Consider the following 17,838-nt stretch of genomic DNA (forward strand, 5'->3'; position numbering starts at 1 on the left):
CCTGCGGGAGCCGGGCCGTGAGCCCGGGGGTGTCAGGCGCCGTCAATTCGCCACCTCGAGGTCGGGTACGACCTTGCGCAGCTCCTCGGCCGACAGCGCGCCCGCGCGCAGCAGCACCGGCACCGCGCGGCTGACGTCGACGATGGACGACGGCACGTTGCCGGGGGTCGGGCCGCCGTCGAGGTAGACGGAGACGGAGTCGCCGAGCATCTCCTGGGCGGCGTCGCACGTCTCCGGCGCGGGGTGGCCGGTGAGGTTCGCCGAGGAGACGGCCATCGGGCCGAACTCGTTGAGCAGTTCGATGGCGACCGGGTGCAGCGGCATGCGCACGGCGACCGTGCCGCGGGTGTCGCCCAGGTCCCACTGCAGGGACGGCTGGTGCCTGGCGATGAGCGTGAGGGCGCCCGGCCAGAACGCGTCCACCAGTTCCCAGGCCATCTCGGAGAAGTCCGTGACCAGCCCGTGCAGCGTGTTCGGGGAGCCGATGAGGACGGGCGTGGGCATGGCGCGCCCGCGGCCCTTGGCGGCGAGCAGGTCGGCGACGGCCTCCGAGGAGAACGCGTCGGCGCCGATGCCGTACACGGTGTCGGTCGGCAGCACCACGAGTTCGCCCCGGCGGACGGCGGACGCGGCCTCGCGCAGACCCGTCGCGCGGTCGGTCGCGTCGTTGGTGTCGTATCGCCGTGCCATTGTCAGCGGGCCTCCTCGTACACGTACTGCTGGTCTGAAGTCCTGGTGGGCTGCGCCGGGCTCATGGCAGCGCCTTGCGGGCGGTGGCGAACCGCGGCCGGTTGTTGAGGTCGGGGTGGTCGGCCGCGTCGGCCCAGCCCCGCTCCTCGGTGAAGATCCACGGCACCTGGCCGCCCTGGGTGTCGGCGTGCTCGATGACGACGACACCGCCCGGCCGCAGCAGCCGGTGCGCGGTGCGCTCGATGCCGCGGATCAGGTCGAGGCCGTCCTCGCCGGAGAACAGTGCCAGCTCGGGGTCGTAGTCGCGGGCCTCCGGGGCGACGTACTCCCATTCGGTCAGCGGGATGTACGGCGGGTTGGAGATGACGAGGTCGACCAGGCCGTCGAGGTCCGGGAAGGCGGTCAGGGCGTCGCCCTGGCGCAGGTCGACCCGGGACCCCTCGACGTTCTTGCGGGTCCACGTCAGCGCGTCCTCGCTCAGCTCCACCGCGTGCACGCGTGAGCGCGGCACCTCCTGGGCGAGGGCGAGGGCGATGGCGCCGGAGCCGGTGCACAGGTCGACGATGCACGGTTCGACCACGTCCATGGCGCGCACGGCGTCTATGGCCCAGCCGACGACCGACTCGGTCTCGGGCCGCGGCACGAACACACCGGGGCCGACCTGCAGCTCCAGGTAGCGGAAGTAGGCCCGCCCGGTGATGTGCTGCAACGGCTCGCGCTGCTCGCGCCGGGCGACGACCTCCCAGTACCGGGCGTCGAAGTCGGCGTCCTTGACGGAGTGCAGCTGGCCGCGCTTGACGCCGTGCACGAAGGCGGCCAGTTCCTCGGCGTCGTTGCGCGGCGAGGGCACACCGGCGTCGGCCAGCCGCTGGGTGGCCTGCGCCACCTCCGCGAGCAGCACGCTGCGGGGGCCTGGGGGTCGCCCCCCGGATTCTTGCTGCACGCTGGTCCTCCGTGCTCGGTAACTACTCCGTGCGTCCGTACGTCCGCGGGCCCCTGCGCCCGCGGGTCGCGCGTCCGCGGGGCCGTACGGCGGTGGCGCCGGGCCCCGCGGGGGCGCCGGGCGGCCGTGTCCGCCTCACGCCGCGGTGCCCCGCGGCCCGGGCCTCACGCGGCCGCGAGCTTGGCGGCCGAGTCGGCGTCGACGCAGGCCTGGATGACGGCGGCGAGGTCGCCGTCCAGGACCTGGTCCAGGTTGTAGGCCTTGAAGCCGACCCGGTGGTCGGAGATGCGGTTCTCCGGGAAGTTGTAGGTGCGGATCTTCTCGGAGCGGTCGACGGTGCGGACCTGGCTGCGGCGGGCGTCCGCGGCCTCCTTCTCCGCTTCCTCCTGCGCCGCCGCCAGCAGCCTGGAGCGCAGGATACGCATCGCCTGCTCCTTGTTCTGCAGCTGGCTCTTCTCGTTCTGGCAGGAGGCGACGACTCCGGTGGGCAGGTGCGTGATGCGCACCGCGGAGTCGGTGGTGTTGACCGACTGGCCGCCGGGTCCGGAGGACCGGTAGACGTCGATCCGCAGGTCGTTCGGGTTGATCTCGACGTCGACCTCCTCCGCCTCGGGCGTCACGAGGACACCCGCCGCCGAGGTGTGGATACGGCCCTGGGACTCGGTGGCCGGCACGCGCTGCACCCGGTGCACGCCGCCCTCGTACTTCAGCCGCGCCCACACGCCCTGGCCGGGCTCGAGCTGCCCGCGCGCCTTCACGGCGACCTGGACGTCCTTGTAGCCGCCCAGCTCGGACTCGGTGGCGTCGATGATCTCGGTCTTCCAGCCGACGCGCTCGGCGTAGCGCAGGTACATGCGCAGCAGGTCACCGGCGAACAGCGCGGACTCGTCGCCGCCCGCGCCGGCCTTGATCTCCAGGATGACGTCCTTGTCGTCGCTGGGATCGCGCGGCACGAGCAGCAGGCGCAGCTTCTCGGTCAGCTCCTCGCGCTGCTTGTCCAGCTCCTTGACCTCGGCGGCGAAGTCGGGGTCGTCGGCGGCCAGTTCACGCGCGGTGTCGATGTCGTCGCCGGTCTGCTTCCAGGAGCGGTACGTGGCGACGATCGGGGTCAGCTCGGCGTACCGCTTGTTGAGCTTGCGCGCGTTCGCCTGGTCGGAGTGGACCGAGGGGTCGGCGAGCTTCTTCTCCAGGTCGGCGTGCTCGACGACGAGCTCCTCGACGGCCTCGAACATCTTGGGCTCCTGCTACTGCTGGGGGAGGGGAAGGGCGGACGACCAAAAACGCCGGTCCCGGGCGCACCCCGGTGGGGGCGCGGCCGTGGACCGGCGAAATGGGGCTCGCTACTTCTTGGAGCCGGCGGCAGCCTTGCCGAAGCGGGCCTCGAAGCGGGCCACACGGCCACCGGTGTCGAGGATCTTCTGCTTGCCCGTGTAGAACGGGTGGCACTCGGAGCAGACCTCGGCCCGGATGGTGCCGGACTCGATGGTGCTGCGGGTGGTGAACGACGCGCCGCAGGTGCAGCTGACCTGCGTCTCGACGTACTCGGGGTGGATGTCGCGCTTCAAGGTGTCTCCTAGGTTCGGGAGGGCGCCGGGTCGCCGCCGCGGGATGCGGGGACGTGAACCGGGGCCGACGTACCAGTCTGCCAGGACTGGGGCCATCTCCCCAAACCGGGGGTCGGCGCGGAGTATTCCCCGCCGCACCCCGGCACGGCCCCGCGCCGCTACGCGCCGCTCACGACGCCCTTGGCCTCGCCGGTCGCCGTGCCCTCGGTGGCCGCCCTGGGGACCGGCCGGTCGTTCTTCAGGGCCGTCCAGACCTGGCGGGCCTTGGTCTCCTCGATGATCACGCGGTTGGGGTTGGCCGGGTCGTACCGGACCGGCATGGTGACCATGGTCATGTGCGAGGAGCTGATGCCCTTGAGGCCGTCGGCGAAGGAGATCAGGGAGTTCACCGAGCCGAGGTCGGAGTCGGTGGTGACGGCCTTGGTGGCGGTGTCGGCGAGGTCGTAGAGCTTCTTGGGGTCGGTGAAGACCCCGACGTGCTTGACCTGGTCGAGCAGTGCCTTGACGAAGGCCTGCTGGAGCTGGATGCGGCCCAGGTCGGAGCCGTCGCCGACGCCGTGCCGGGTGCGGACGAGGCCGAGGGCCTGCTTCCCGTCGAGGGTGTGGGTGCCCGCGGTGAGGTTCAGGTGGCTGTTGGGGTCGTCGATGGCCCTGGTCGTGGTGACCTGGACGCCGCCGAGGTCGTCGATGAGCCTCTGGAAGCCGCTGAAGTCGACCTCGAGGTAGTGGTCCATCCGGAGGCCGGTGAGCGACTCCACGGTCTTGACGGCGCAGGTCGCGCCGCCGGTGCCGTAGGACTCGTTGAACATCGCGTCGTGCGCGGCCGGGTGCGTGCCGCCCTTGGGGTCGGTGCACTCGGGGCGGTCCACGAGGGTGTCGCGGGGTACGGAGACGACGCTGGCCTTCTTGTGGCCCTCGTACACGTGCACGATCATCGCCGTGTCGGAGCGGGCGCTGCCGTCGTCGGTGCCGCCGCCCAGCTTCTTGTTGCCGCCGGCGCGGGTGTCCGAGCCGAGGACGAGGATGTTCTCGGAGCCGTTGTCGGCCTTGGAGGGCCGGTCGGTGCCGAGGGCCTGGTTGATGTCGACCGTCTTCAGGTTGCCGTTGAGCTTGAGGTACAGGTAGCCGGCACCGGTGCCGCCCAGCACCACGATGCCCGCCGCGGTCCAGGCCGTGGCCAGCAGGGCCTTGCGCCGCCCCGTGGGGGGCTTGCGGCGGCGGCCCCCGGCGCCCTTGCGGCGGGTGCTGTCGGTGCGGGACTTCCCCGGTATGCCGGGGTCCGGTGTGCTCTGGGCGGACATGTGCTCCTCAGCTCTCGTATCCGGTCGGTTACCCCTTGGTGCCTGGGTCAGGCCCGGCCGGGTCGAAGCCGTACCGCACCATCGTCGCTCTTCACGGTCAGACGAGGTAACCGGGGCAAAGGTTGCACACCGGCCCCCCAGGGTGCTGTGGCGAAGCTCTCGCCGCGCGCGGAGGCCGGGCCCCGGGGCCGGGGCGCGTCCACGGCGAAGGGCCGCCCCCTGGCGGGAGCGGCCCTTCGCTGCCGTGCGGTGCGGATCAGTCGCCGTTGCCGGGGGCCGGCGTCGTCTTCTGGATCTGCATCAGGAACTCGACGTTCGACTTGGTCTGCTTCATCTTGTCGAGGAGCAGCTCGATCGCCTGCTGCTGGTCGAGCGCGTGCAGCACCCGGCGCAGCTTCCAGACGATGCCCAGCTCCTCGGAGTTCAGCAGGATCTCCTCCTTGCGGGTGCCGGACGCGTCCACGTCCACCGCCGGGAAGATGCGCTTGTCGGCGAGCTTCCGGTCGAGCTTCAGCTCCATGTTGCCGGTGCCCTTGAACTCCTCGAAGATCACCTCGTCCATGCGGGACCCGGTGTCCACCAGGGCGGTGGCGAGGATGGTCAGCGAGCCGCCGTCCTCGATGTTGCGGGCCGCACCGAAGAAGCGCTTCGGCGGGTACAGGGCGGTCGAGTCGACACCACCGGACAGGATGCGGCCGGAGGCCGGGGCGGCGAGGTTGTACGCGCGGCCCAGACGGGTGATCGAGTCCAGCAGGACGACCACGTCGTGACCCAGCTCGACCAGGCGCTTGGCGCGCTCGATGGCCAGCTCGGCGACCGTGGTGTGGTCCTCGGCCGGGCGGTCGAAGGTCGAGGAGATGACCTCGCCCTTGACCGACCGCTGCATGTCGGTGACCTCTTCCGGACGCTCGTCGACCAGGACGACCATCAGGTGGCACTCGGGGTTGTTGTGCGTGATGGCGTTGGCGATCGCCTGCATGATCATGGTCTTGCCGGTCTTCGGCGGGGCCACGATCAGACCGCGCTGGCCCTTGCCGATCGGCGACACGAGGTCGATGATCCGGGTCGTCAGCACGCCCGCCTCGGTCTCCAGACGGAGCCGGTCCTGCGGGTACAGCGGCGTCAGCTTGTTGAACTCCGGCCGTCCGCGGCCGTGTTCGGGCGCCATGCCGTTGACGGAGTCCAGGCGCACCAGCGCGTTGAACTTCTCGCGGCGCTCGCCCTCCTTGGGCTGGCGCACGGCACCGGTGACGTGGTCGCCCTTGCGCAGGCCGTTCTTGCGGACCTGGGCGAGGGAGACGTACACGTCGTTCGGACCGGGCAGGTAGCCGGAGGTCCGGATGAAGGCGTAGTTGTCGAGGATGTCCAGGATGCCGGCGACCGGGATCAGGACGTCGTCCTCGGTGATCTGCGGCTCCTGCACGTCGTCGCGGCCACGGCGGCCACGGCGGTCGCGGTAGCGGCCGCGACGGCCCCGGCGCCCGCCGTCGAAGTCGTCGTCGTCCTGCGGGCCACTGCTGCGGTCCTGACGGCCGCCGCCCTGCTGCTGGCTCTGCTGGCGCTGGCCCTGCTGGTCGTCGCCCTTGCCGCCACGGCGGTCGCGGTCACGGTCCCGATCGCGGTCGCGGTCCCGGTCCCGGTCACGGCCGCGCTCGCGGCGGTCGCGCCGGCGGCCCTCGCCCTCGCCCGCGTCGCCCTGCTGCGGCTGCTGGCCCTGGGTCTGCTGCTGGGCGGCGGCCTCGGCCTTCGCGTCACCCTTCGCCTCGGCGGTGGCGGTCTCCGGGCTGCCCGCCTCGGCGGTGGCCCGGCGCCGGCGCCGCTCGACGGGAGCGTCGTCTCCCCCAAGCTCTCGGCTCCGCTCGACCAGGGCGGGACCCCCAGCGGGCTGGCCGGGGATCTCGATCTGCTGCTGGGCCACGGCCTTCTCGGCCGGCGCCTCGGCCGCCTTCTTCCCCGCGGCGCTCTCGTCGCCCGTGCGGGTGCGGGAGGTGGCGCGGCGCTTCGGCTTGGTCTCGGTGGCCTCGCCGGCGGCGGTCGCGGCCTTCGCGGGCGCGGCGCCCCCTGCGGCCTGCGCCTCCTTGATGACCTCGATCAGCTGGCTCTTGCGCATCCGCGCGGTGCCCCTGATGCCGAGGCCGGAGGCGACCTGCTGAAGCTCGGCCAGCACCATGCCCTCGAGGCCGGTACCGCGGCGCCGCCGGGAGCCGGCACCGGTAGCAGGCGCGGAGGCGTCCGTGGCGGGCGCGGCAGCGGTCTCCTCGACACGTGCGCCCATCAGATCGGTGGTGTCGCTCACGAAGGGTCCTTCCCTGGAGCGGACGTCGGCCTGTCTGGCTCGGCGACCGGTTGTGCTGTCCGGCTTCGGTCCTTGCTGTGTGGACCGTGCCGGGGCGGTGGTCCGCCAAAGCGGCGGAAGAGATATCTGGTGAGTGGCGCTGCCGCGACGACTCGTGGCACCCGGTGTCACGTGGCCTGGTAGCACCGTTTCCGGAGCTCCCCCAGAGGGGGGATCCCCACCTGTGGACCGCTCAGCGTCCGCGTACGACGTACTGCCCGGATACGGCGTACGGAACACAGAGTGGCTTGGGGAGCTCCCGGAAGAATGTTGGTCCCGGACTGGGACACGAAGCACCTCGCCATGGTGGGGTCGGGTGCAGACTTGAGATTAACACTACCGGATCCAACAAACATTCCCCCTCTCCACATCCGGCAATCGCGTGTCAGCCCGACAGCGGCAGCACGCAGGCGCCCTGCGCGTCGAGACTCAGCCGGTTGGCGGCCCAGCCGGTCCCCGCGAGCCGTTCCACCTTGTCGGCGGTGCCCGCGTCGGCCAGCGCCATGACCGTCGGCCCGGCGCCGGAGATGACCGCGGGGATGCCGTCCCCGCGCAGCCGCTCCACCAGTGCGGCGCTCTCCGGCATGGCCGGCGCCCGGTACTCCTGGTGGAGGCGGTCCTCGGTGGCGGGCAGCAGCAGCTCGGGGCGCCGGGTGAGGGCCTCGACGAGCAGGGCCGCACGGCCCGCGTTGACGGCCGCGTCGACGTGCGGCACGGTGCGCGGCAGCAGGCCGCGCGCGGTCTCGGTCAGGACGGGTTTCGCGGGCACGAAAACCACCGGAACGATGGAATCGGACGGCTCCATCCTGATGGCCCGGGCGGCTCCGGCCTCCATCCACGACAGGGTGAACCCGCCGAGCAGGCAGGCCGCCACGTTGTCCGGGTGGCCCTCGATCTCGGTGGCCAGTTCCAGGAGCGCCGTGTCGTCGAGCCTGGAGTCGCCGCCTATGGTCACGGCGCGGGCGGCGACGATGCCCGCGCAGATGGCGGCGGAGGAGGAACCGAGTCCGCGGCCGTGCGGGATGCGGTTCGCGCAGACGATCTCCAGGCCGCGCGGCTGCCCGCCGAGCACGTCGAACGCGGTGCGCAGCGACCGTACGAGCAGGTGCTTCTCGTCGCGCGGCAGGGTCTCGCTGCCCTCGCCGGCGATGTCGATGTGCAGCCCGGAGTCGGCCACCCGGACCACGACGTCGTCGTAGAGCCCCAGCGCGAGGCCGAAGGCATCGAAGCCCGGGCCGAGGTTGGCGCTGGTGGCGGGGACGCGCACCCGGACGGCGGCGGCGCGGAACGCTGGACCGGCCATCGCTCGTTGACTCTCCTTGAGCTGCGTGATGGTCGAGTGACATTCGACCGGGATTCGACGGATACGTGGGGCCGTGAGGACCCTCGGGGGCCGCACGGACGGCGCGGCACCGCGACATGCGGCGGCATATGCGGTGGGCGGGTTCCTTACAGCCTATCGAAGGAAGGTTCTGTGGCGACATAGGGCGCACAGGAGGCGCACGATGCGTGTCGCGAGCCTTTCCGTGCCCCCTGCCAGCAGTCCCCGGGCGGGGACGCCTTGGGAGGTCGCGGAGTTGTGCGGGCGGGACCGGGCGGCGGGGCGGGGTATGGAGCCGGGGCGCGGGGCTGGGCGTGGGGCCGGGGGGTGGCACCGGGTGCCTCGGCGGCCCCGCTGTCCGTGCTTACGGTCGAGCCGCACGGACGGCCGGTAGTGCTCAGGCCGGGCTCCGGCCGTCCGATGACAGCCGGCGGGCGAGGCAGCCGGCGGACCGGACCACCGTCACGGCGACAACCGTCGCGCGAGGCTGCCCCTACGGCCGTACGGCTCTACGGCCGACCGACCTGTAGGGCCGGACCGGTGAGGACGGTGAGGCCGAACGGTCCCGGTCCCACCACCGTCCGCTTCTCCCCCTGTCCGCCGTCCCGGACGCGGACAAGGGGAGAGGGGAACCGTCAGGCGAGGCCCAGCCGCTCCGCCGCCGTGGCCGCGTCGACCGGGACGGTGACCGGCTGCGGAGCGCCGGCGACGGCCCAGTCGGGGTCCTTGAGGCCGTTGCCCGTGACGGTGCAGACGATCCGCTGCCCCGGGTCGACCTTGCCCTGCTCGGCGGCCTTCAGCAGGCCGGCGACGGACGCGGCCGACGCCGGTTCGACGAAGACGCCCTCCTGTGCGGCCAACAGCCGGTAGGCGCGCAGGATCTCACGGTCCGTCACCTCGTCGATGGCGCCGCCGGACTCGTCGCGCGCGGCGAGGGCGTACGTCCAGGAGGCGGGGTTGCCGATCCGGATGGCGGTGGCGATGGTCGAGGGGTCCTTGACGACCTCGCCGCGCACGATCGGGGCGCTCCCGGAGGCCTGGAAGCCCCACATGCGCGGCGTCTTCGTGGAGACCGCGTCGGCGGCGTACTCCTTGTAGCCCTTCCAGTAGGCGGTGATGTTGCCCGCGTTGCCGACCGGGAGGACGTGGATGTCGGGCGCGTCGCCGAGCATGTCGACGATCTCGAAGGCGGCGGTCTTCTGCCCTTCGATACGTACCGGGTTGACCGAATTGACCAGCGCGACGGGGTAGTTGTCGCTGAGCGCGCGGGCCAGCGTGAGGCAGTCGTCGAAGTTGCCGTCGACCTGGAGGATCTTCGCGCCGTGCACGAGGGCCTGGCCCATCTTGCCGAGCGCGATCTTGCCCTGCGGCACGAGCACGGCGGAGACCATGCCCGCCCGTACGCCGTACGCGGCGGCGGAGGCCGACGTGTTGCCGGTGGAGGCGCAGATGACCGCCTTGGCGCCTTCCTCCTTGGCCTTGCTGATCGCCATGGTCATGCCGCGGTCCTTGAAGGACCCGGTCGGGTTCGCGCCCTCGACCTTGAGGTGGACCTCGCAGCCGGTGCGCTCGGAGAGCACCTGCGCGGGGACGAGGGGCGTACCGCCCTCGCGGAGCGTCACGACCGGCGTGCTGTCGGACACCGGCAGCCGGTCCCGGTACTCCTCGATGATTCCGCGCCACTGGTGGGTCATTGCTGGTTACTCTCCTTCAACCCGCATGATGCTGGCGACGCCCCGCACGGTGTCGAGGCTGCGCAGCGCCTCGACGGTGCCGGTGAGGGCGGCGTCGGACGCTCGGTGGGTGACGACGACGAGCGATGCCTCGCCGTCCTTGCCCTGCTGGCGAACTGTGTCGATGGACACCCCGTGCTCGGCGAACACGGTGGCGACCTGGGCCAGGACGCCCGGTTTGTCGGCGACGTCCAGGCTGATGTGGTAGCGCGTGACGACGTCGCCCATGGGCGAGACGGGCAGCGCGGCGTACGCGGAGTCGCCGGGGCCGGTGGCACCGCTGAGCCGGTTGCGGCAGACGGCGACGAGGTCGCCGAGGACGGCGGAGGCGGTGGGCGAACCGCCGGCGCCGGGCCCGTAGAACATCAGCCGGCCCGCGGCCTCCGACTCCACGAAGACGGCGTTGTACGCGCCGCGCACCGAGGCGAGCGGGTGGCTGAGCGGGATCATCGCGGGGTGCACGCGCGCGGTGACGGAGGCGCCGTCGGCGGCCCGCTCGCAGATGGCGAGCAGCTTGATGGTGCAGCCCATCTCCTTGGCGGAGGCGAAGTCGGCGGCGGTGACCTCGGTCATGCCCTCGCGGTAGACGTCGTCGAGGCGTACGCGGGTGTGGAAGGCGATCCCGGCGAGGATGGCGGCCTTGGCGGCGGCGTCGAAGCCCTCGACGTCGGCGGTCGGGTCGGCCTCGGCGTACCCGAGCGCGGTGGCCTCGTCGAGGGCCTCCTGGTAGCCGGCGCCCGTGGAGTCCATCTTGTCGAGGATGAAGTTGGTGGTGCCGTTGACGATGCCGAGCACCCGGTTCACCTTGTCGCCGGCCAGGGACTCGCGCAGCGGCCGGATCAGCGGGATGGCACCGGCGACGGCGGCCTCGTAGTAGAGGTCGCGGCCGTGCTCCTCGGCGGCGGCGTGCAGGGCGGCCCCGTCCTGGGCGAGGAGGGCCTTGTTCGCGGAGACGACGGAGGCGCCGTGCTCGAACGCGGTGGTGATGAGGGCCCGGGCCGGCTCGATGCCGCCGATGACCTCGATGACGACGTCGATGTCGCCGCGTTTGACGAGGGCGGTGGCGTCGGTGGTGATGAGGGCGGGGTCGATGCCCTCGCGCACCTTGGAGGGGCGCCGGACGGCGACCCCGGCGATCTCCACCGGGGCGCCGATCCTGGCCGTGAGGTCGTCGGCGTGCGTCGTCATGATGCGCGCCACCTCTGAGCCGACAACCCCACAGCCCAGCAGCGCCACCTTCAGCGGACGCGTACGCATCATCCGACCTCGTTTCCTCATACCGTCTACGGTGGGACCAGTCTCACTCACCGGACCGGAGTTTCTGTCATTTGTCCGGATCGTGAGACGTTTATTTCATTTTCGCCGGGCCGGAAGACAGGAGATCTTCCGGCCCGGCGGTGCCTGTGTCACCCGACGTCGAGACGCAGGAGATCGTCCTCCGTCTCCCGCCGGACGATGACCCGGGCCTCGCCGTCGGCGACGGCGACGACCGGCGGGCGCAGCGCGTGGTTGTAGTTGCTGGCCATGGACCGGCAGTACGCGCCCGTCGCGGGCACGGCGATGAGGTCGCCGGGCGCCAGGTCGGCCGGCAGGAACGCGTCCTTGACCACGATGTCGCCGCTCTCGCAGTGCTTGCCGACCACCCGGACGAGCATGGGCTCGGCGTCGGAGGTGCGCGAGACCAGGGCCACGCTGTACTCGGCGTCGTAGAGCGCAGTGCGGATGTTGTCCGACATGCCGCCGTCGACGGAGACGTACGTACGCAGCCCTTCCAGCGGCTTGACGGTGCCGACCTCGTAGAGGGTGAAGGCGGTGGGGCCCACGACGGCGCGTCCGGGCTCGACCGAGATGCGGGGCGTGCGCAACCGGGCGGCGTCGCACTCGCGCGTCACGATCTCGGTGAGCGCCTTGGCGATCTCGTGCGGCTCGCGCGGGTCGTCGTCGCTGGTGTAGGCGATGCCGAGACCGCCGCCGAGGTCGATCTCGGGCAGCTCGACGCCGTGCTCGTCGCGGATGTCCTTGAGCAGCCCGACCACCCGGTGCGCGGCGACCTCGAAGCCGGACATGTCGAAGATCTGCGACCCGATGTGGCTGTGGATGCCGATCAGCTCGAGACCGTCGAGCCGGAGCGCCCGCCGCACGGCCTCGGCGGCCTGGCCCCCGGCGAGGGGGATGCCGAACTTCTGGTCCTCGTGGGCGGTGGCGATGAACTCGTGCGTGTGCGCCTCGACGCCCACGGTGATCCGGATCTGGACGCGCTGCCGCTTCCCGAGGGACTGCGCGATGTGCGCGACCCGCACGATCTCCTGGAACGAGTCGAGCACGATCCGGCCGACCCCGGCGCTCACCGCGCGCTCGATCTCGGCCGCCGACTTGTTGTTCCCGTGGAAGGCGACACGGTCGGCGGGCATCCCCGCGGACAGGGCGGTGGCCAGCTCCGTCCCGGAACAGACGTCGAGGTTGAGTCCCTCCTCGTTCAGCCAGCGCACGACGGCGCGGGACAGGAAGGCCTTGCCGGCGTAGAAGACGTCGGCGTCGTGCCCGAAGGCGGTGCGCCAGGCGCGGGCGCGGGCGCGGAAGTCGGCCTCGTCCATGACGTACGCGGGCGTGCCGAACTCCTCGGCGAGCCGCGTGACGGGTACGCCGCCGACGCTCACCACACCGTCCGCGTCCCGTGTCACGGTCTGCGCCCAGACCTTCGGGTCGAGGGTGTTGAGGTCGGTCGGCGGGGCGGCGTAGTGGCCCTCGGGCAGGACATCGGCGTGACGGGGCCCGGCGGGATGTGCGGAACGGCTCATGTCGGTGTGTCTCTCTGCGCTCTCAGAGGTGGTCGGGTGCGTCGATGCCGAGCAGGGACAGGCCGCCGGCCAGCACCGTCCCGGCGGCTTCGGCGAGCGCCAGCCGGGCACGGTGGGCGGCCGAGGGTTTCTCCTCGCCGCGCGGCAGTACGTCCGGCAGCAGGGGCGGCACGGCCTCGGCGACGGTGACGAGGTGCCGGGCGAGCAGGTCGGGTGTGCGGTTGCGCGCCGCACGGGCGAGGACGCGGGGGTGGTCGGCGAGGGCGGCGAGCAGCGGGCGGGCGGCGGGCGTGCCCGTGGCTCCCGGCTGTGCGGTGAAGCCGAGACCGGCCGCGTTGCGGTGCAGGGCCCGGGTGCGGGCGTGGGCGTACCGGACGCGGAAGAGGGGGTTGCTCTCGCGCTGGACGAGGTGGTCATCGCCGGTGCGGGGCCGGTCGTGACCGGCGGGGTGGAGCAGCGCCCAGCGTCCGGCGTCACGGCCGAGGGCGAGCAGGGCGGGGACGTCGGCCGCGGGGACGGGGACCGGCCGTACGTCGACGTCCGGCCGCCCCGTCCCGGTCGCCACGTCGACGTCCAGCAGCCGCGTCCCGGTCGCTACGTCGACGTCCGGCCGCCCCGTCCCGGTCGCGTCGGCGCGGGCACCGAGCACGGCCTGCCACGACGCGGGGACGGGGCTCTCGCAGGTGGTGCGCACGAGGGCGCCCTGGGCGCGCAGCAGCCGCGCGAGGACGTCGGCGACGACGAGGGCCCGGGGTTCGGCGGCACAGTGCAGCCGGACGACCTGCCCGGCGGCGTCCTCTCCGTACCCGTACCGCCGGCCGCCGCGCAGGATCTCCGCGACCAGCCGGCCGGACGCGGCATCCGCGCCGGTGTCACGGAGGCTGATGTTGAGGAAACCGGGCCCGGTGACGACGACACCCCCGATGCCGTCGGCCGTCATGGCCATCAGGTGGTCCCGCAGCACGCCGGCGACGCGCAGCGCGCTCTGCCCGGCGGGCCGCGCGAGCTGGAGCGCGACGTTGGTGGCGTAGTCCCCGCAGCCGCCCGGCCCGGGCGGCTTGACGACGACCCGCTCCGGAAGCGGCACGCTCAGCTCCCCCGCGTCGACAGCACGGCGCACCGCGCGCAGCACGGTACGGGAGAGCTCGACGGGGGTCACGGGACAAGCGTAGGGGAGGAGGGGGGTGGGGAGGCGAGCCGGTTTGCGCGGGGTATCGGCATGTGGACGGCGGGATGGTCATGCACGGGCTGCCGGCCCTGCGGGGCACCGGCACGGCCGAAGTGCTACCGGGTACCGCGCCAGGCCCGCCGGGAGTCTCCGCTCCCCCCGGGACCGGCCCCCTCCCCGCCGGCCGTACCGGGCTGCTGCCCCCTCCCCCGCCCCTCGACCAACTGCATGACCACCCGGACGAGTTCGGAGGGCTCGAAGGGCTTGGCGAGGAAGGCGTCGACACCGGCGTCGAGCCCGGCGTCGATCTCCCCCTGCGAACAGGCGCTGACGATGGCGAGCGGGAGGTCACGGGTCCGGGGATCGGCCCGCAGCTGCGCGGCGGTCGTGAGCCCGTCGAGCCGGGGCATCACGACGTCGAGGGTGATCACATCGGGCCGCACCTGATGCACGACATCCAGACACTCGGCACCGTCGGCCGCGGTCACGACCTCGAGACCCTCAAGCTCGAGATTGACCCTGATCAGCTGCCGGATGACCTTGTTGTCGTCCACAACAAGCACCCGGCCGGAAGCCCCTGGCACAACTCGAGAGTAGGTGCCCCCCGGCCACCGCGTCCGGGTTTTCCCCACTTCCACCCCCTGCGGGGGACGCCCCGGTTCCGGGTGTACCCAACGCCCCTCCCCCCACCCCCGGAAAACGTTCATGACCACCCCCGGGGAGCTGGTAGTGTTCTACCCGTCGCCGCGCCACAGAGCACGACGAACCCCGCCCCCGTAGCTCAGGGGATAGAGCAACGGCCTCCGGAGCCGTGTGCGCAGGTTCGAATCCTGCCGGGGGCACCCTTGATGAGGTGCCTGAAGACCCCGTGATCAGTGGAGACGCTGAGTGCGGGGTCTTTGTGTTTGTGCAGGCGGGTGCCGCTTCGAGTGGATGTAGGGCGGGGGTTGCGAGGGGCGGCGGGGGCGGGATCTTGAGACGTTCCCTGGACCTCGATCCTTCGCGGTCACTCCTGATCGCCAAGGCCGCACCTGCCTGGTGGACCGCCTCCCGCCCTGCCCCGCCCCCCGTACCGAGACCGGTCGGCCGTGGGGGCCGGACACGTCACCCTGGTTCAGAAGTCCAGAAGACGTGAGGCCGGCCTCCCTTCGTCAGCCGGGCAAGCGGCCCCATACTCACGCCGCCAGCCGGAGCACCGACCCGAGACGTTGACTACCGGTAGAAGACTGCGACGCCGCCGTGGTGCGAGCAGGCGCCCTGGTGGTGAGCGGCGTACGAGTACGTTCCGTCGTTGCACAGGGCCGTCGCGCCGCCCCCGTCGGAGCTGGAGCCGCCCGACGAGCTGGAGCCGCCGCTGGACGACGAACCGCCCGATGTCGAGCTGTCGTCCGTTCCCGGGTCCGCGGCCGGGGCGTGCGCGGTGACGGTCACCTTGACCTTGACCGTCTTCGTCACCGTCGGCGCGGGCTCCGGCTTCGCCGTCTCCGTCACCGTGGGCGTCGCGGTGATCGTGGCTGTGGCGGTGGCTGTGACCGTCGCCGTCGGCCGCACCTTGTCGTTGGCCACCGGCTTCGTCGCGTTCGGGTCCTGGCCGGCGGCGCCTGCGCTGCCCACGCCGATGATGAACGCCACACCCAGGGCGGGCAGCACGAATCGTTTACGGGCCCACTTGGGTGCGGGACGGGTGGCCGGCGGGCCGGGCGGCGGCTGGAACGGCGGTTGAGGCTGGTAGTAGCTCACAGGTCCCCCCTGCTTCAGTACGTGAGGGGTGAAGTTACCTACGGCGGCACCTACCATGTGCGGAATTGGTGAAGGTGGTGATCGGGTTGTGACCTTGGAATTTTCAACTACCGTCCCCGGGGCGCCATCCCGGCCGACGCGAGCCACCCCAACCCCCAGTGACTCGTTCAACTCCAGCTGCCGACCACCCGGGCACACCGTCAAGCTCGCAGAGGTGCGACGGCGGCCCTCGCACCGGCGTCCCGTCACAGACCGTGTTCGTCCATCAGCCGCATCAGGTTGCGCTTGCGCTTCTGGGCGGCGCGCAGGGCCGTGACGTACGCCGTGAAGTCGTCCGGCGCGCCGAGGTGGTGGTGGCAGGCGCGGATGCTCAGGAGGAGGGCCACCAGTTCCTCGTAGGCGCGGTCGCCCGTGCGGTGGGTGAGGGGCTCGGCCAGGCGGAGGTAGACCATGAGGGCTTCGGCGGGGCGGGTGGCTCGGGTGCGGTCGGCGAGGGTGCACCATTGGGCGTCGTGGGCGCCGAACTGCGTCGCCGCCTGCCAGGCCGCGTCGATGTCCTCGTCGTCCAGCAGGACGTCCACCAGCACGGGACCGCGGTGGGCTTGCATGTCGCCGGCGGTGTCCGTGCTCAGCAGGGCCAGGGCTCTCTGCCGCTCCGTCGGCCAGCAGCCGGCGGCCTCGGCCGCGGTGCGCAGTTGCCGGTAGGTGAGCAGGGTGCGGCGGGCGGTGAAGTGGTCGCGGCGCAGGGTCACGGCGTCGCTGAGGCGGCCGGCTCGGGTGTAGCGGTCGGTGAGGTGGTCGACGAGGGCGGTGTCGACGGTGGCCGGGTCCGCGGCGTCACGAAGGCCTCGCTCCGCCCATTCCAGGGCCTCGGCCGAGCGGCCGGCGGTGTCGAGTTCGCGGGCGATGAGCAGATGGGTGTGGCCGTTCGGGGCGAGGTCGGCAGCGTGCACGGCGATCACCGTGTCGACGTCCCTGCCCGCCTTGGCCAGCCGCCGCATCAGGTCCTTCTCCGCCCAGCCGGTGCGGTGGGCCTGCCAGGCCTGGACCGCGTGCCGGCGCAGGGCGTCCATCCCTCGCTCTCCCAGTACGTCCTCGTAGTCCAACGGGTCGAGGTCCGTCAGGTCGGCCGCGTCGTCGACGGTGTGCGTGACCAGCCAGTGCGCCAGTTCCTCCGGGTCGGGGCGGGCGGCCCGGCAGGCGTCGTGGTGGGCCGCGGCGAGGTCGGCGCCGATCTGTCCGAGCCGTCCGTCGGAGTCGTCGACGTTCTCCGCCGCCGCGGTCAGCAGGCCGATCGCCTCCCGGGCCAGCGCCACCGCTTCCGCGGGGCGGCCCGAGCCGGTCAGGTCCCTGATCGCGGACACCGCCTGCCCGGCCTGGTCCGCGTAGGCGCGGGCGTCGGCGTACTCGACGTAGCCGTAGGAAGCGAACGGGCCGATGTCGAACAGCTCGCGCAGACGGGACCTCAGTGCGGCCAGGTCTCCCTCGGCGCTCGCCGCCCGCAGCTCCAGCCGGCGCCGCACGTTCCGGTCCTCGGCGATCTCCTTCCGTACGAGAGCCAGCAGTTCTTCGCGCGGGAGATGCGACAGCCAGGCGTCTAGGGTCCGCGCCCGGTCCCGGGCGGTTCTCCTCTGGCGGGGGAGGTCGGCCTCGCGGGTCATCATGGTCAGGCCCAGCGCGACCAGGTGTTTGCAGAAGTTGCCCTCCCGGCCGTAGGGGCAGTCGCACTCCCCCGTGAGGCCGCGGGGGCCGCCGAAGGTCAGTTCCACCTCGTACCGCTCGGTGCCGCGGACCGACGCTCTGACCCAGTCGTCACCGACCTCGATCCCCGACACGGCGTCCACGTAGCCGCGTCCGCGTTCGAAGGAACGTGCGCCGGCCAGCGCCCTCAGTTTCGCCTCGGTGAGAACGACCACGACGTCACCCTAACGGCCGTCGGCCGGGGGGGCCGTCCTCCCGCGATTCCAGGCAGAGGTGATTCGTTACCGTGTACCTCGTCCATACGTACGTTCACGTAAGGGCCTGCCGCCGAATTCCGCCAGAAGATTGTCAATTGGCTTGAAATGGGATAAAAGCTCAGAATCGCCGCGAGCCGCGAGCCGCGAGCCGCGAGCCGCGAGCCGCGAGCCGCGAGCCGCGAGCCGCGAGCCGCGAGCCGCGAGCCGCGAGCCGCGAGCCGCGAGCCGCGAGCCGCGAGCCGGTGGGGGGCGGGCGGGTTGTTCGGTAGCCGGGGTCCGGGGCGGC

14 protein-coding genes and 1 tRNA gene are annotated in these 17,838 nt (G+C 72.2%); 1 reads left to right on the forward strand and 14 read right to left on the reverse strand.

Going from position 1 to position 17,838, the window contains the following annotated elements; all coding sequences use genetic code 11:
• Nucleotides 1–42: 42 nt before the first annotated feature.
• The 12 genes from AC6I72_RS10200 to AC6I72_RS10255 form a co-directional block, all read right to left on the reverse strand.
• Nucleotides 43–690, reverse strand: a complete 648-nt coding sequence (locus tag AC6I72_RS10200; RefSeq protein WP_037851830.1) for an L-threonylcarbamoyladenylate synthase — start codon at nucleotides 688–690, stop codon at nucleotides 43–45.
• Between the two features lie 61 nt (nucleotides 691–751).
• On the reverse strand, nucleotides 752–1,591 hold the full coding sequence (prmC, locus tag AC6I72_RS10205) for a peptide chain release factor N(5)-glutamine methyltransferase (RefSeq protein WP_498004640.1): 840 nt from the start codon (nucleotides 1,589–1,591) through the stop codon (nucleotides 752–754).
• Between the two features lie 206 nt (nucleotides 1,592–1,797).
• Nucleotides 1,798–2,865, reverse strand: coding sequence for a peptide chain release factor 1 (gene prfA / locus AC6I72_RS10210; RefSeq protein ID WP_498000498.1), 1,068 nt, complete (start codon nucleotides 2,863–2,865; stop codon nucleotides 1,798–1,800).
• 108 nt (nucleotides 2,866–2,973) lie between these two features.
• Nucleotides 2,974–3,198, reverse strand: coding sequence for a 50S ribosomal protein L31 (gene rpmE / locus AC6I72_RS10215; protein WP_019326867.1), 225 nt, complete (start codon nucleotides 3,196–3,198; stop codon nucleotides 2,974–2,976).
• Nucleotides 3,199–3,356: 158 nt separating this feature from the next.
• A complete protein-coding gene (locus AC6I72_RS10220; protein ID WP_498000499.1) occupies nucleotides 3,357–4,499 on the reverse strand; it encodes an LCP family protein in 1,143 nt (380 codons plus the stop codon).
• A gap of 256 nt (nucleotides 4,500–4,755) precedes the next feature.
• Nucleotides 4,756–6,795 (reverse strand): transcription termination factor Rho, encoded by a 2,040-nt coding sequence (gene rho / locus AC6I72_RS10225; RefSeq protein ID WP_498000500.1) that lies wholly within the window; start codon nucleotides 6,793–6,795, stop codon nucleotides 4,756–4,758.
• A 424-nt stretch (nucleotides 6,796–7,219) separates the two neighbouring features.
• Nucleotides 7,220–8,137, reverse strand: a complete 918-nt coding sequence (gene thrB / locus AC6I72_RS10230; RefSeq protein WP_498000501.1) for a homoserine kinase — start codon at nucleotides 8,135–8,137, stop codon at nucleotides 7,220–7,222.
• A gap of 653 nt (nucleotides 8,138–8,790) precedes the next feature.
• Entirely contained in the window at nucleotides 8,791–9,849 is a 1,059-nt protein-coding gene (thrC, locus tag AC6I72_RS10235; RefSeq protein ID WP_037851848.1) for a threonine synthase, read from the reverse strand.
• Nucleotides 9,850–9,855: 6 nt separating this feature from the next.
• The gene (locus AC6I72_RS10240; RefSeq protein WP_037851849.1) at nucleotides 9,856–11,148 is read right to left on the reverse strand and encodes a homoserine dehydrogenase; all 1,293 of its coding nucleotides are present in this window, start codon (nucleotides 11,146–11,148) and stop codon (nucleotides 9,856–9,858) included.
• Between the two features lie 146 nt (nucleotides 11,149–11,294).
• Nucleotides 11,295–12,686 carry a diaminopimelate decarboxylase gene (lysA, locus tag AC6I72_RS10245; protein ID WP_498000502.1) on the reverse strand — a complete coding sequence of 464 codons (1,392 nt, stop codon included), beginning with the start codon at nucleotides 12,684–12,686 and terminating at the stop codon, nucleotides 11,295–11,297.
• 22 nt (nucleotides 12,687–12,708) lie between these two features.
• Nucleotides 12,709–13,845 carry an ArgS-related anticodon-binding protein NrtL gene (nrtL, locus tag AC6I72_RS10250; protein ID WP_498000503.1) on the reverse strand — a complete coding sequence of 379 codons (1,137 nt, stop codon included), beginning with the start codon at nucleotides 13,843–13,845 and terminating at the stop codon, nucleotides 12,709–12,711.
• Between the two features lie 125 nt (nucleotides 13,846–13,970).
• The gene (locus AC6I72_RS10255; RefSeq protein ID WP_498000504.1) at nucleotides 13,971–14,561 is read right to left on the reverse strand and encodes a response regulator; all 591 of its coding nucleotides are present in this window, start codon (nucleotides 14,559–14,561) and stop codon (nucleotides 13,971–13,973) included.
• A 63-nt stretch (nucleotides 14,562–14,624) separates the two neighbouring features.
• On the opposite strand from AC6I72_RS10255, the gene AC6I72_RS10260 reads away from it, so the two are divergent.
• A tRNA-Arg gene (locus AC6I72_RS10260) sits at nucleotides 14,625–14,696 on the forward strand.
• Between the two features lie 370 nt (nucleotides 14,697–15,066).
• On the opposite strand, the gene AC6I72_RS10265 is transcribed toward AC6I72_RS10260, so the two are convergent.
• Both AC6I72_RS10265 and AC6I72_RS10270 read right to left on the reverse strand, forming a co-directional pair.
• The gene (locus AC6I72_RS10265) at nucleotides 15,067–15,594 is read right to left on the reverse strand and encodes a DUF3761 domain-containing protein (protein WP_498000505.1); all 528 of its coding nucleotides are present in this window, start codon (nucleotides 15,592–15,594) and stop codon (nucleotides 15,067–15,069) included.
• Nucleotides 15,595–15,839: 245 nt separating this feature from the next.
• A complete protein-coding gene (locus tag AC6I72_RS10270; RefSeq protein ID WP_498000506.1) occupies nucleotides 15,840–17,510 on the reverse strand; it encodes an SWIM zinc finger family protein in 1,671 nt (556 codons plus the stop codon).
• Nucleotides 17,511–17,838: the final 328 nt, after the last annotated feature.

Source organism: Streptomyces sp. Xyl84 (assembly GCF_059731885.1).

What these genes read in the sequence shown, in the direction of transcription:
- lysA (WP_498000502.1), bottom strand. Translation starts at nt 12,686, where the DNA reads ATGAGCCGTTCCGCACATCCCGCCGGGCCCCGTCACGCCGATGTCCTG.
- AC6I72_RS10200 (WP_037851830.1), bottom strand. Translation starts at nt 690, where the DNA reads ATGGCACGGCGATACGACACCAACGACGCGACCGACCGCGCGACGGGT.
- AC6I72_RS10255 (WP_498000504.1), bottom strand. Translation starts at nt 14,561, where the DNA reads ATGAACGTTTTCCGGGGGTGGGGGGAGGGGCGTTGGGTACACCCGGAA.
- AC6I72_RS10240 (WP_037851849.1), bottom strand. Translation starts at nt 11,148, where the DNA reads ATGATGCGTACGCGTCCGCTGAAGGTGGCGCTGCTGGGCTGTGGGGTT.
- thrC (WP_037851848.1), bottom strand. Translation starts at nt 9,849, where the DNA reads ATGACCCACCAGTGGCGCGGAATCATCGAGGAGTACCGGGACCGGCTG.
- AC6I72_RS10220 (WP_498000499.1), bottom strand. Translation starts at nt 4,499, where the DNA reads ATGTCCGCCCAGAGCACACCGGACCCCGGCATACCGGGGAAGTCCCGC.
- prfA (WP_498000498.1), bottom strand. Translation starts at nt 2,865, where the DNA reads ATGTTCGAGGCCGTCGAGGAGCTCGTCGTCGAGCACGCCGACCTGGAG.
- thrB (WP_498000501.1), bottom strand. Translation starts at nt 8,137, where the DNA reads ATGGCCGGTCCAGCGTTCCGCGCCGCCGCCGTCCGGGTGCGCGTCCCC.